This window comes from Burkholderia sp. BCC0405, assembly GCF_902833075.1.
Taxonomy (GTDB): domain Bacteria; phylum Pseudomonadota; class Gammaproteobacteria; order Burkholderiales; family Burkholderiaceae; genus Burkholderia.
The window spans coordinates 21,978-34,611 of the sequence record NZ_CADFEO010000036.1 but is presented as its reverse complement, the minus strand read 5'-3'; the positions used below and the strand labels follow the sequence as shown (position 1 = coordinate 34,611).

Below are 12,634 nucleotides of genomic sequence, written 5' to 3'. Positions count from 1 at the left end.
CTTCGCGACGCTGCCTGCGATCAAATCGGCAGCATGATTGCCTCGGCCGCTCCACTTAAAAATCTCAGAAAACTGTCCGAACGAGTGAGGCCACCTCTTTATGCCTACCCGTAATTTTAAGTGGGAGACTGTGTCCGGTGTTTCAGGGGGCTGCTCCACTCACGGCTCCCGCATTGGCGCTTGCAGGTGTTACCTTTGCCTCGCGGCTCGGGTTAGGCCTTGCGGCCCCGATCGTTGTCCTCGATGCTCCGCACCCCGCCGTTACCAGCGACGCACGATCGAGTAGGCTACTGCTGGCAGAACAGCAGGTCTTGTCCGATTGCTATCGGCAAGACAGTTGCGATAGCGACTTCCAGGTCGCACCTGTATGTTTATACAGTATATGCCAGAGGTAACCGTCCCTCCAACCCCCGCGTTTACGCCGCCAGCTGGTGCTCGTAGTAGGGCCGTTCGCGATCGGCCAGGATCTCGCGCAGCTGCGCGCGCCGGGATGGATCAGGTGTGAGCCAGGCGTCGACGTTCGAGGATTTGATCGGCACGATGCACCTGTCGTGTCCGGCAGCCGCCACTTCCGGCGGTGGATCGTCCGTGATCGCGGCGAACGACCACAGGTCATCCGCGCCCGGGATTTCGGTACGCGTCCACAAGCAGGCGACCTGCATCGGCTGCGAGGGTGTCGGGTCGAACCGCAGGACCACCTTTTTTGCCATCGCGGTCGACGTTTTCGAAAAACGCGTCGACCAGTATCAGGCCGTGCGTGAAGCCGAAGACCTTGCGTCAGGCGGTGTGGAGCGCGTCGGCGCGGGCGTTATATGCTCCGGGCTTCGCGCGTTCGTCAGCCTCGGTCCAGCCCGGCAATCGGCATCTATATCGCATCGGTACGATCAGGCGCTTGCCGTCGAGCTCGATCAGCACGGGGGCGTACCAGCCCGGGAAGATCCGAGCATCGTTGTCCTTCAGCTCACGCCGGCGGATATCTTCGAGGCCACGTTGAGCAGCGGCAATTTTGTCGGTGGAGATCCGGACGTCCTCGCTGGCAGACTTCGTGACTTTCACCCGCAGCTTGCGTTCCGCCGCGACGAGCCGCGCTCGCTGCGCGAAAAGATCGGCCTCGAGCTCGGCCACGCGGCGCTGCTGATAGTCCGCGATCGCCGTCGTGATGTCGTCACTGATAGGCGCCTCGAGGAAAGCCGCGTCGAGCGCCTTCGGAATCCGGATGTTCGTGGCTGCCGCGCGCGCAAAATACAGCCGGCGGAACGTCTCGATGTCCATGTCGGCGCCGTACCGCCGCACGTACTCGCGATAGTTGGCTTGGATCTTGGCTGAGTAGCACATCGTCGCCCCCATGAAAGCCGTTGCAGACGAGCGTACCGCAACTTGCCTCACTGGAGCCATTCAGGATTGGCCTCGTCTAGCCGATAACTTGACATGCACGCGGAGCGCTCCCCCTCGCCATACGTAGATCCAAAGTAGATACATTTCTCTTGACGCATCGAGGTGCTGTTTCTACAATGGATCAACATTCGGAGAGACACGATGGAACTCAAAATTCAGAAATGGGGCAACAGTGCGGCGGTGCGGCTCCCCGCCGTGTTACTCGAGCAGATGCACGCCTCGGTCGGCGGCTCCCTAAACGCCGACGTGCGCCCGGACGGCGTATTACTGACCCCCGCGCGCCGTAAGTACGCACTGGACGATCTGGTCGCTCAGTGCGACGCGAACGCGCCTTTCCCCGCGGACATGGCTGCATGGGGTGAGATCAAGCCGGTAGGTCGTGAAGCATGGTGAGGCGGGTCAAGTTTGATCGGGGCGACATTGTGCGCGTGAGCCTGAACCCGACCATCGGCCGCGAGCAGCAGGGCGATTTCCGTCCTGCGCTCGTGCTGTCTCCCGCCGCATTCAATGCGTTGGGGGTGGCGCTCGTTGCGCCGATCACGCAGGGTGGGGAGTTTGCGCGCTTCGCAGGATTCGCCGTGCCGCTCTCAGGCTCGGGCACCGAGACGCAGGGCGTGGCCTTGGTGAACATGGTCCGGATGCTCGATCTGGACGCGCGGGGTGCACGCAAGATCGAGCGGGCTCCGGCCGAGGTGGTCGAAGATGCGCTGGCTCGGCTGCAAACGATAATCGAGTAGGAAAACGCAAAATGGCGACGTTGTTGGAGTGCTTGCGGTCGCTGCCTGATGACATGACGATGCGGGATCTTGCGGCTGTGCGCAATGAAGTGGCGACTGTGGCTGTTCATATCGAACGAGTCCATCGCGACGAAGACGGGTACGAGGTTCGCAAGGAATCACGCAACTATGGGCAAAAACAGCTCGCGACAGTGGGTCTCATCGGCGGGCCAGCGATGTATCGCGAGATTAGATAGGAAAACGAAATGGATTTCGACACGACGGCGCGATCGCCCGAGGAACTGAACGCGAAGCTCGCAAGGTTCATTGAGAAGGTCGAAATGGATTGCGACTTTTCGCTCGCGGTCATCGAGCGCGTTGGGATGCGGACACACAAGAGGATCGCATGGGGCTATCGCAAGCTGTTTCCTCTGTCGATGGCGACGCTCGTCGTTTTTGGCATGACGGAATATCAGCGGCGAACCGAACGCTATCAGCACTTTACGCGACTCGTCCTGAAGTCCCAGGCTAAGCTCGGCGCGGTCGTGAACAGGTAGGAAAGCAGGAACTACGATGCGCTTCATTCCCACGGTTTACTCGTCGACTGGAGGCTCGCTGCCCCGTAGCGACAAGAGGGCAAAAGCGGACTTTGTTCGTCAGCATGTCAGCCAAGGCTGGACCGAGAGTGATGCGATCGCGCGTTATGACTTGTGGGTTGCGCAGGCCATAGACACGAACCCCGATCTTGACGACCACTCACACCGAGAGCTGGCCGACAGAGCGATCACAAGCGCGCGGAACTCATCGCGGGCGCAGGACTAGGAAAAACTCCACGTGGATGAATCGGGAAAATTGGGCGATGAAAAACATGAGCCAAACTGACTCAACGTCGCATAGCGGCATGTCGCGGAGCGAACTGCTTTCCCGCGCTGTTTGTGTGGTCGCCACTGGTGCTATCTGGATTCTCATGGTGTTCGGCATCGTGATCGTCGGAGTTGCCGTCGCAACTTCGCCTGCCGGTCAACTGAACTTTCTGGCGATGCTCTGCATTGCACCAGTCGCCGCCTCGACGTGCCTGGGTTTCGGCGTATTGTCTAACGGCGTTCATCGCTGGCTTCTCTCGCTGTTCGGCCTGGGGCCGATTCAGCATGCCAACCTTGAGTAAAGCAGATCGGAAAATTCCCCGACATAGCCGGCACTGGAAAACACGACGATGGATGCGAAAACTATGATCGACGACGCGCGTCGCTATCGCGAGGAGGAAGCGCTTGTTGGTAAAGGTGGCGTCGTGGTTTTTTTCGAAGGTGCGGTTCAGGGCTGGGTGAACCAATTGCGCAACCCTGAGCATTGGCGACCCGGCTGCATAGCGATCGACGAACAAGGCCGCACGTGGACGACCATCGCGGGTAGCGAGCGCAATGGCGCGCTGATGTGGCTCGCGAACCACCAACTGTAGGAATATACGATGTACCTCGGAGCAATCACGATCCGCTGCCAGCATTGCGGACGCTCGGCGATATTCAGCGCAAGCAAAGGGGTGTGGTGCAGTCACTGCAAGAACGGCACTGTTCGATAGGAAAACTGGAAAAGCGACATGCAGGCGACGAACGGATATTTTGTGGACTGGAACGGGGATACCCGCCGAGTGGCGACTCCGGGGCCGGGACTTGCTTGCAACGTTGTCGATCGTGGCAGCCATACCGGCGTCGATGTAATAGATGCGGCCGGCTTTGTGTGCCATGAGGCGACCTACTTCGCGACCTTGGCGGATGTCGAGAAAGCCGGTGTTGCCGTCAGCCTGGTTTGAATCGAGATTCGTTGGCGCGGCCGACACTGGAAACAACGAAAGACAGGAAAAAGGCAACGACATGTTCACCAGAGCCAAAGCTGAACTGAAGGAACTCGTAGCTCTCGTGGCGGAAATCGAGCGCTACGATGCAACCCTGGCCGCAAAGCGCGACATCGTTCCGACCGAGGAATCGCGACAAGAGCGACGCCGCAAGGAAATGCGCAAACTCGAACTGCTCGACAAGTACGAGCTGAGCTAGGAAGACACATGGCTCGTCGAAAATACAAAAGAAAAAGTCACCTGGCAGAAGCGATAAATCGCTCAAGTCCGGGATGGCAACTGTTTTGGTCCGTTGTCGTTGTTCTGACCTTCGTCTTCTCGATGGTGATGTACTTTTCTCACTGAAAAATCCCAAAGCATGAAGGTTGTGACGCCGCTTGATCGGCAATCCATAATTGCCATCCCGTCTGCACTGGAGGGGAAGTTCTATCTGGGCGGGCCATATGAGCTTGGCGAACTCCTTCGAGAACCGGATGAATATGGCGACGAAGGTATCGATTGGCGCATAATAGAAATCGCACAAGCAAATGGCGTGCAAATGCGTTCCGCGTGCGTGGACGTCGCGTGTGGCTCACATACCGCGAGCGTGAGCGAGTGGCCCGGCATTCCCACTTGTGTACGTTATGCGCTGAGATATCTATACCGAGACGATGCGAACTCGCCGATCACGGGTGTTGTGGAGTTGAAAGTCGTCCATGAGATCCATGGAGTGCAAAAGCGGTTTGAGGTCGGGTGTAAGAAAGTGATTCACACCGTGTATGTGGAACCCTCCAGCCGGGGTAGAGGCATTGCACGCGTCTTACTTGCAGAGGTATTATCTGACGCTCCCGACGCTTGCGTTCATCCTCAGTTCTCCGAGGATGGCGCTCGACTATTCGGTTTCGATCAGTTCGGCAATCGGGACCCGTACAAGCAAATCTAGGGAAACGTGATTGAACGAACTGCGGTGTGCGACATCTACGTGGCAACTCAACACGACAAGGCAGTCGCCGGCCGCGTCGATTTCGTTGCCCGGGTAGCTGATGCTGCCAAGGGATATGACCTCGCGATGCGAGCGAAGGGCGCGGTAGCTGGACGGCTGCGCATCCGCGTAGCCGACGTCAATATCGTCGTCGTTGAATCGACCTGACACAATGGAAAAATATGGAATCTTTTCTGAGCGAGGATGAGCGCGCGGCGATTCGCGCGGTCGCCTTTGGCGACAAGACGCAATTGGCGGTGGCGCGCGCGGCATTCGATCGCGCTGCACCCAAGCATGGCGTCGACGCGTGTGTCGAGCTTCAATTCATGGCGGAGGTGCTCGCTCCAGTTCCGGATCTGCTGCTGCGATCGCGGTATCGTGCAGCAGTTCTGAAGAAACCACATTGAGCATGGAAAAGGTGATGAATTTGCTACAGCCAAACAGACGGTGGATCGAAGTGGCCGACGCCGCCATCCGAAGGATCAATCCAGCCGCCGCCGAAGTCGCGGCGGCCACGCGTAGTTTCGCAGTGCTGGGTCGTGAAGGCGTGCTAACCGCGCGCCTCGCCGACGGAACTCTGTGGCTGATCGACGGAGAAAACGTGCAGCAACTTTCTGCTGACGATATCGCCGAGCGAGGGCGGCTGCACGAATCGTTTCAGTGACGGAAGACAGAAATGAGCGCAAGTTACGAATGGACTGAATGGCACCTCACTCCTGCCGGGTGGATTCGCGGAAGCGAGAGAACAGATTTTAGGCGAGACGTAGTTGATGCCCCCGCTGATCGCGTGCTCACCGTGCGCTACATTGACGAGAATAGCGGTTATAGCGCGCATCAGTCTCACAGCGAAGAATGGCGCAGTCCTGATGACGCGACAGTTCATGCGTTGCTCGATAAGCACGGCCCGGCCCCTGCGCGACTGTAACGGCAAGGAAGACGCAATAGCCCGGAACATACCAGCAAACAAAAAATTGCTAGTACATATTATGTAAAATGAGGGGTCATTTATGGGATTGCGCCCGTTTGAACCGAACATCTACAAGATGGAGTACGTGCCCCAGCGCATGGCGGCGCTCGAAGTATGCGTTCACGCGTGCTACGCGGCTCTGAAGCGACATATCGACGAGCCAACTCCAACGAGCGTCGATCTCGGGGCTGTTAGTCTCGGATTTCCAGAATCGGATACTTTGCTTGGCATCGTCCTCGATGCCGGGCTGATTGCAAACCGAACGTTGTTGAACTTCGTAGGGATTAAGCTCGACAATCACGACCTTGCCAACAAGGAATACGCCCTGACGATCTCAAAGTTCGAGCTTCCTCCCGTCAAAGTCGATATAGCGATCGAGATCCTCAAATCCCAGGGCATCCCGCCCGCCGAGATGAGACGCATCTGGATTGAATCTCTCCGCGTGGCAAGTAGCTCGGCAGCGCACTTCACGGCTGATGGTGCAGAGATCCACGTCGCCCGGATAGGTTTCGCGTGTTATGCGACCTCGCTGTTACTGCGCGCGTATTTTTCCAGGTTCTCGACGTACCTATGCCCGAATCACTGATCACCGAGGAAGTACGTCCTCGGCTGGATGGCGATCCCTGTTGGCACTCCGTCGATCCGTCGATCGGATTGATGTGTTAAGCATCACGATTCATAGAAATCAATTAAAAAGGGGAAGTGATGTCTGAGTTGCCGGCGCATTGGCGATCCAACATCACCCCGACTTCTGACGATACTCGGCACGTTCGCAACGTGTCAGCTGCATCGGATGCACGCCAGCGAGCGCGCGATCCAGTGACACGCCCCCCTCGGCTGCCAAGCGTCGGCCTGCGTGGTGAGCAACACCACGCCGACGGCTTACTCTGCTCCCCACACATACGCCAGGATCCGAAAATTATCCATGTATACCGAGAAGAAAATCAATCAGCACTATGTTGGCAAGGCCCATCTAAAGAATTGGCAAGTCTCTAGGATTGGGAAAAACCTCGCCCTTTGGGCACATAACAAGGACAACGGCAATATATTTCCTGTCACTGATCTAAACGGAGTTGGACAGGTAAAGCACTTCTATGCCGCATTTGTTGACCAAGACATTCTAGACACGCTCGAGTATCGATACGCCGAGCACATGGAAGATCCATTTGTTCGCGTGACGATGGAACAAATGCGGCTGTTGCGCTGTATCCATGACTACCGCGAGCGACGTCTTGACGGACACGACAAGTTGGATATCATAGAAAACAACTATCTCGAGAACCAGTACGAGCAATTCGAAACCAAGTACGGTGAGACGATTGACGGCATCGTCAATTGCTCAGGAGCTTTAAAGGAGCATCTGAAGATAGACACGCTCGAAAAATACCTCGACCTCCTTGGCTTCTTCTTTATCCAACATGCCAGAACCTTCGCGGCCCGGAAAGCGTTGTTAGCGTATGTTGAAACCGTACATTTGGTACGAGAAAGTGGCGAGCTGAAGCTCAATGACCAACAGGTAGAGGTTATTATAAAAATCATGCTGTTTATCGACGCGATACGCAACGCATCGGAAGCACAGACCTCGAATGCCTGCATTACGATCGGATTAAACAAGTCCGGCATGGATCTTGTGACTTCCAGTACGCCGGCAATCCTTGAATCGGGTACAGTGGACGGCTCAATCCATCAACATGGCTTTGTTGCACTGAGCCCGAAACTTGCAATGTTTATGTCTCGAAATGCGACCACCCGAAGAACTTTGAACCTACGAGAAATCGTTACGGAGGAGGAGGTCTTAGTTTTGAATGGGATCACTCTATCGAACTCAGACCGTGACGTGTACTCGACGAGCAAACGACAACTGGATCTTCTAGTGGCGTCCCATTCCGGAGCGCAAGGTTGACTGCCGGCCTGCGCGAGCCCGTGACCCCTCTCCTTCCAATTCACCACTAAGACTATCGTGAACGGCCCCGGCAATCGACGATGTTTGCGAATAAGCCAGCAATAGATTGACCCGACCGAGTTTGCGGACTAGTCTAATCCCTCATAATTCAACCACGGAATTCAAAGCTCATGGCAACTTATCTCGAATTGAAAGCTCAGGCTGACGCGTTGGCTCGGCAGGCCGAAGAAGCACGACTCGCAGAACTGGACAGCATCATCACGACGATGCGAGAACAGATTTCCGAATACGGCATCACACCCGAACAGCTTTTCGGTCGACGTCGCGCCGTTGCAGCGAGCCCTCGCGCGCCGATTGCGCCGAAGTATCGCGATCCGAAGTCCGGCGCGACGTGGAGCGGCCGTGGCAAAGCACCTCAATGGATTGCGAGCGCGAGGAATCGCGACAAGTTTTTGATCCCGGACGCTGAGTAAGAAGCCGAGCGCGTGAGCGTTTCTGGTCGTCCACCGCAGCCAACGTGAGCGTTGGTCCGACTGCGGGCGCGGTCAGGCTCCCACCCCGCGCCCGCCCCGAAAGCGCTCGTTAGTCAAATCGCCGGATCCAGCGCAAGGTCTCCTCTTTCTTGTCGAGGTTGTCCGGCACACGAAAAAGGCGGCTGGAATACGCTTCAAATCGCACCGGCTTCGTGTATCTCGCGACCATCCGATACGCCTCGGGGATGTCTCCTCGCGTCGCGTCCCCAAGCTGCGGATCCTCCCCTGCCTGGATCACTACGCCGCCAGGATACTCGTGGATCTTGCACGTCGGCTCGAGCGCAGCACGCATCGGGCCGGCGCCGCCCAGCTCCGTCACAATTTCGTCGCCCAGCACCGTCAGCCAGTTCACGCACTTAATGCGGTTGTGGACACTCTCCGCTTCCATCGAAAAATTGACGCCGCCAATATAGTCGAATCCAGGGAAGCGTTTCATCAACGGCAACGCGTATTTCGTGTTCTGCGACATACCGGACGCATAGATCAAGGTGAGGCCAGCCGTCCCGTGCACGGGACGAAGCAAGGCACTCCATCTCAAAACCGCCGCTAGCATCACCGCGAAATTGGGTCGACCACTTGCGCATACTGGCATGTAGCTGGACACACAAGACAGCTCTTGCTCATCGCTTCGGCTAACCAATACGTGCGCCTGATACGGTTCGATATCATCCTTCGTCAGACCGATGTCAACCGCACCAAACAGTGCCGTGCTATATCCTGTATCGGCAGGATCGCGCGCATACTCAGCACGAACCCGGGCCTCAAGATCGTTCGAGAATTTGACAGTCCTGCGTGCGTCTCTCGGAAGTACCTGGTCAACTTGATCGGGAAACATCCGGTGGTAGTCAATTAAGAATTCGAGGGCACGCTCGCGGAGTGTGCTCCGATCAACGTCCGAAATATATAGTTCGCATCCCAGACCAAACTTGGCAGCCGGTCCAGAATCTGCACTCGCATACGGAAGATAGAGTTCGTCCAATGCGCACGGACCGCCATGCGATTCGAGCAAATCTGCCACAAGCTGAGATGGTTCCATCGTTTCGTCTCTGCAAGAAGTTGAACCGCATGCTGCGGCAAAGTCATGGGATCGGCACCGCATTTCGCGGAGGGAATGCCCGACTACCTTCGGAGACAATCACGTAGGCCAGCAACGCGGCGCCGGTCAATCGAATTCCTGTCGTTGAGAACAACGCATCACCGATTTTGTCCATCAACCCCTTTTCCTGGGGGGCCGGCGCTGTAACAGGCACAGTCTTGGGCGGTGGCCAATCGTCATCACAATTACAGCGCTCGTCTACGCGAAACTCTTCGAAGTTGTCGGGATCGCCCGTATGCTTTTTCGCGATCCGTTGATAGTCTCTTTCGGCTTGCTCCGAAAGCTTATCTCCCTCGAACTTCATATCATACAGCTTGGTAACTTTTCCGTTCTCGACCGGGGCAATGTCGAGACGTCGCGAATTCGGCCGAATGTAGTTCGACGTCGGTATATCCGGATTGCCCTTGCTGCCGATCAGGTCCCACCCGCTACCTCGATCGTACGGAATCTCGCGCCATACTTTTGCGTCTGGCTTCGGATGGCCATTCCCATCGTAATACTTGTCATCGATCTTCTTGCGCACACAGTCCTGGTAGGTCTTACCGGGCGGCAACTTCCCCTTCCACTCCTTCAAGCAGTCGCACGCCATCTGGCAAAGCTCATCGAGCAGATCCTGTTCATCTTGCGGCAGATCGCGTTGTTTCAGCCCCGCCATGTTGACCGTGTTTCGATGGTTCATGAACAGCTTGTCGGTCAACCTGCAGGCCGCCTTGCCTTCGAATTTCACGTCGAAGGAATGTGTGATCCAGTCGGTTTCAGCAAGGTGCGTGCCCGAGACGACGCCGCCCATCGAGCCAGCCTCGTCGAAAATGCTCTTCGAAAACTGGCTGCGGTAGTTCGCGACCATATTCCCGCCGTCGGCGAACACCGACGTTGTGCCCTTCACCAGGTCGCGAGAATGCGCCTCGTTCTGATAAGGCACCGGCACGCCATTGCCCGGCGTCTTGCAGACGTCCGGCAAGGTGTTGTCGCTGACGCCACCGCTGCCGCGGTGGCAAAGGGTCAGGCCGTTGACGTTGATGGTGATCGCCATGAGCGGCTCTCCTGCCACGGGGGCGAGGGATCGGTGGGGCCGATGAGCACTGCACCGCGTAGCGGATCATCGGAACTGGATAAAACGAGGTGATTCGCCTGACGTGGGCGTCGTGACATTCCGTAGGCGGCCAATGCAACATGCGCGACCGCGCTAGCGGACGCTAGATCGCCGCTGGCCAGCGCGGGTACGACTCGCTGCCAGCCCGGGGCGAGCGCATCGGCCAGCCGAAGCGCCGTGAAGCCGAACTGATCCGCCCGATACGGCTCACCGTTCAGGTCGACCGAAATCCAGCCGATCCGGTCGGCGCTGAATTCCCGCCCCTGTTCGAGCGCAGCTCGGACGGCTTGGGATAGGCCCACCCCGACGCACACCTTCCCCGAGTCATAGGTGTGTGGTTCGTGCGCGAGGGCAACACCGAGCAACCGAGCCCAACTTTTTCCGCCCGACGCCAATCGCCCGGATAACGCGATCGCGGCCGCACCTTCGCCCGGCACTCGGCCGTACGGCTCTACCCGAAAACGACCGCGATACGCACGATGCGCGCCATGCAGAAGCGATCGCGCGTCGAGCCACATCAAGGCGTCGTGACTCAATCCCGACTCGACGCCGAGCACGACGGCCAGCGCGCTCGGGTCTGCCTCGAGCCTCTCGACCGCCTCTTCGATCGCGGCGACACCCGCAGCATGGCCGCCCTTCCGGATCACAATCTCTGTCCACGTTCCCGCTACGTCCTGGACCGATGCCCTCACCGTCTCGACGACGTCCGTCGGCAGGCCAGGACGTCGCGCGGTTTCCGGAAGCACGATCCAAAGCCAACGTGCCCGGCCTCGCAAACTGTCGTGCCCCCGCCGAAGCGGATCGAGCATCGCTTGCTCGAGCGCCTCGCGCGCGAGCGCACCCCACCGCGCCGAATCGAATGGGTGTTCGCCAGGGAAAAAACTACCGCGGACCGGCTCGCCGGCGCCGTCAACGTAATCGGGATGGCGCTGGAGCTGGGCGAGCTGCGCGCGCACTGCGGTGTCGGCGAGCTCGATACGAGGACCGGACGGAAATATGCACGACGCGGCCACGATCACCGGCGTACTGTTCATGCGGGTTGCTCCGTGTCCGATTCAGGGCTCGCCTCGGCTACTCGCCGGACATCGCCGAAGATGGCCAGCCATGCCTTATCGAGCGGCCGCCGTTTCATCGTCACGCGGGTTTGCTCCAACAAGTTGACCTTCTCGTGACATGGCAACGCCATGTGGTACACCACGCAGACGCGAAGCTCGTCCGGCTCGAGAATGACCGTGTGTATCACCGGACGAGAGTACTCCCGTGTGCCGTCGTAAAAGCGCGTCTCACATACGAGGGAGACTTTCGGCAAGCGGAAGGTCAAACGGCCGCCAGACGCAAACTGCGGCGGAGTCACGTTGAGCAGCGTTACGGCTTCGCCGCCAGACAGGCGGCCGTTGACCTGCTGTTCGAGCGGGGCGATCTGCCAGAACCGGGGATCAAGGTCTTCCGGCGGGAGCGGGTGCCGCGTGTTCCGCCAGGCGTCGTCGTAAGTACCCCCATGCTGCAACCTCGCCGGCCAGTGCGCGGGAAGTACGCCGAAGCCCGTTGTTGGGGGCATGTCGTTCCGATTGCGAATCGGCTGCGTCACAGATTCGATATTCGGTAACCAGACGCGCCCCTCCGTGTCGGGCAAGTAACCCCGTCCGACGGGATTTTGGCTCGCGGGCGGCAGTTCCGGCATGTCACCACCGAACGCACGCTCATAGACGAGCGGCATGCTCACGAACGCCGCCGCCTCGCTGGGGCGCCAGGACCAGAGCTTGCGCTCCCAGTAGCGATCGCCGTGCACGGTCGCGAAGTGGCTTGTCGCGCCAATCTGGAAGCCCGCGCGCAGCGTGCGAACGGGTTCGCCATTGGGCGCCCACGCAGAGCCGTTCAGCACGATGTCAGTTGCCAGCTTGGGTGGCCCAAGATCAGTGTCGTAGAGCAAACCTGCGCGCCCGTCGGCCGGCACGGGACCCTGGTTCAGGGGCAACTGTTCGCTAGCGAGCTCGACGTTCCCGTCGGGCAGGATGCTGTACGTCGCCTTCACGGCGACCACCCACACCTCCGCGCCATCCGGATCTCGTACCCAAGTCCGGTCTGCGACGAATGGTGTCCAGTTATCGACGCGCCACATAC

At 58.4% G+C, this 12,634-nt stretch carries 19 protein-coding genes and 1 pseudogene; 15 read left to right on the top strand and 5 right to left on the bottom strand.

The genetic code is table 11. The annotated features are described in order from the left end of the window. Positions 1–416: 416 nt before the first annotated feature. Positions 417–1,335 (bottom strand): annotated as a pseudogene (locus tag HWX36_RS35475) (SOS response-associated peptidase family protein). A gap of 201 nt (positions 1,336–1,536) precedes the next feature. Between HWX36_RS35475 and HWX36_RS35470 the strand changes: the two are divergent. The 15 genes from HWX36_RS35470 (at position 1,537) to HWX36_RS35400 (ending at position 8,264) form a co-directional block, all read left to right on the top strand. Continuing rightward, entirely contained in the window at positions 1,537–1,788 is a 252-nt protein-coding gene (locus HWX36_RS35470; protein WP_175958395.1) for an AbrB/MazE/SpoVT family DNA-binding domain-containing protein, read from the top strand. Next, positions 1,782–2,132, top strand: a complete 351-nt coding sequence (locus tag HWX36_RS35465) for a type II toxin-antitoxin system ChpB family toxin (RefSeq protein WP_175958394.1) — start codon at positions 1,782–1,784, stop codon at positions 2,130–2,132. The genes HWX36_RS35470 and HWX36_RS35465 overlap by 7 nt, the downstream gene beginning before the upstream one ends. A gap of 11 nt (positions 2,133–2,143) precedes the next feature. Further along, positions 2,144–2,368, top strand: coding sequence for a hypothetical protein (locus HWX36_RS35460; protein ID WP_175958393.1), 225 nt, complete (start codon positions 2,144–2,146; stop codon positions 2,366–2,368). A 9-nt stretch (positions 2,369–2,377) separates the two neighbouring features. Further along, positions 2,378–2,668 carry a hypothetical protein gene (locus HWX36_RS35455; protein ID WP_175958392.1) on the top strand — a complete coding sequence of 97 codons (291 nt, stop codon included), beginning with the start codon at positions 2,378–2,380 and terminating at the stop codon, positions 2,666–2,668. A gap of 302 nt (positions 2,669–2,970) precedes the next feature. Then, positions 2,971–3,276: a hypothetical protein gene (locus HWX36_RS35450; protein ID WP_175958391.1), complete on the top strand. Its 306-nt coding sequence runs from the start codon at positions 2,971–2,973 to the stop codon at positions 3,274–3,276. Positions 3,277–3,324: 48 nt separating this feature from the next. Beyond that, positions 3,325–3,567, top strand: coding sequence for a hypothetical protein (locus HWX36_RS35445; protein ID WP_175958390.1), 243 nt, complete (start codon positions 3,325–3,327; stop codon positions 3,565–3,567). Between the two features lie 138 nt (positions 3,568–3,705). Next, positions 3,706–3,918 (top strand): hypothetical protein, encoded by a 213-nt coding sequence (locus HWX36_RS35440; protein ID WP_175958389.1) that lies wholly within the window; start codon positions 3,706–3,708, stop codon positions 3,916–3,918. Then, the gene (locus tag HWX36_RS35435; RefSeq protein WP_175958388.1) at positions 3,896–4,159 is read left to right on the top strand and encodes a hypothetical protein; all 264 of its coding nucleotides are present in this window, start codon (positions 3,896–3,898) and stop codon (positions 4,157–4,159) included. Before HWX36_RS35440 ends, HWX36_RS35435 begins: the two co-directional genes overlap by 23 nt. 159 nt (positions 4,160–4,318) lie before the next feature. Further along, on the top strand, positions 4,319–4,882 hold the full coding sequence (locus HWX36_RS35430; RefSeq protein WP_175958387.1) for a GNAT family N-acetyltransferase: 564 nt from the start codon (positions 4,319–4,321) through the stop codon (positions 4,880–4,882). 24 nt (positions 4,883–4,906) lie between these two features. After that, on the top strand, positions 4,907–5,089 hold the full coding sequence (locus HWX36_RS35425) for a hypothetical protein (protein ID WP_175958386.1): 183 nt from the start codon (positions 4,907–4,909) through the stop codon (positions 5,087–5,089). 14 nt (positions 5,090–5,103) lie between these two features. Beyond that, positions 5,104–5,328 (top strand): hypothetical protein, encoded by a 225-nt coding sequence (locus HWX36_RS35420; RefSeq protein WP_175958385.1) that lies wholly within the window; start codon positions 5,104–5,106, stop codon positions 5,326–5,328. Positions 5,329–5,330: 2 nt separating this feature from the next. Beyond that, a complete protein-coding gene (locus tag HWX36_RS35415) occupies positions 5,331–5,585 on the top strand; it encodes a hypothetical protein (RefSeq protein WP_175958384.1) in 255 nt (84 codons plus the stop codon). Positions 5,586–5,928: 343 nt separating this feature from the next. Beyond that, on the top strand, positions 5,929–6,474 hold the full coding sequence (locus tag HWX36_RS35410) for a hypothetical protein (RefSeq protein WP_175958383.1): 546 nt from the start codon (positions 5,929–5,931) through the stop codon (positions 6,472–6,474). A gap of 339 nt (positions 6,475–6,813) precedes the next feature. Next, entirely contained in the window at positions 6,814–7,791 is a 978-nt protein-coding gene (locus HWX36_RS35405; RefSeq protein ID WP_175958382.1) for a DUF4238 domain-containing protein, read from the top strand. A 170-nt stretch (positions 7,792–7,961) separates the two neighbouring features. Further along, on the top strand, positions 7,962–8,264 hold the full coding sequence (locus tag HWX36_RS35400; RefSeq protein WP_175958381.1) for an H-NS histone family protein: 303 nt from the start codon (positions 7,962–7,964) through the stop codon (positions 8,262–8,264). 109 nt (positions 8,265–8,373) lie between these two features. Here HWX36_RS35400 and HWX36_RS35395 read toward each other — a convergent pair whose 3' ends face one another. Genes HWX36_RS35395 through HWX36_RS35380 form a run of 4 tightly spaced genes read right to left on the bottom strand, consistent with a single transcriptional unit; the run spans position 8,374 to position 12,632 of the window. After that, complete coding sequence (locus HWX36_RS35395) at positions 8,374–9,360, bottom strand: type VI immunity family protein (protein WP_175958380.1); 987 nt, start codon at positions 9,358–9,360, stop codon at positions 8,374–8,376. Positions 9,361–9,403: 43 nt separating this feature from the next. After that, on the bottom strand, positions 9,404–10,453 hold the full coding sequence (locus HWX36_RS35390; protein ID WP_175958379.1) for a DUF4150 domain-containing protein: 1,050 nt from the start codon (positions 10,451–10,453) through the stop codon (positions 9,404–9,406). Further along, on the bottom strand, positions 10,423–11,547 hold the full coding sequence (locus HWX36_RS35385; protein ID WP_175958378.1) for a beta-ketoacyl synthase: 1,125 nt from the start codon (positions 11,545–11,547) through the stop codon (positions 10,423–10,425). The genes HWX36_RS35390 and HWX36_RS35385 overlap by 31 nt, the downstream gene beginning before the upstream one ends. Beyond that, positions 11,544–12,632 (bottom strand): DUF2169 domain-containing protein, encoded by a 1,089-nt coding sequence (locus HWX36_RS35380; protein ID WP_175958377.1) that lies wholly within the window; start codon positions 12,630–12,632, stop codon positions 11,544–11,546. The genes HWX36_RS35385 and HWX36_RS35380 overlap by 4 nt, the downstream gene beginning before the upstream one ends. Between the last annotated feature and the right edge of the window lie 2 nt (positions 12,633–12,634).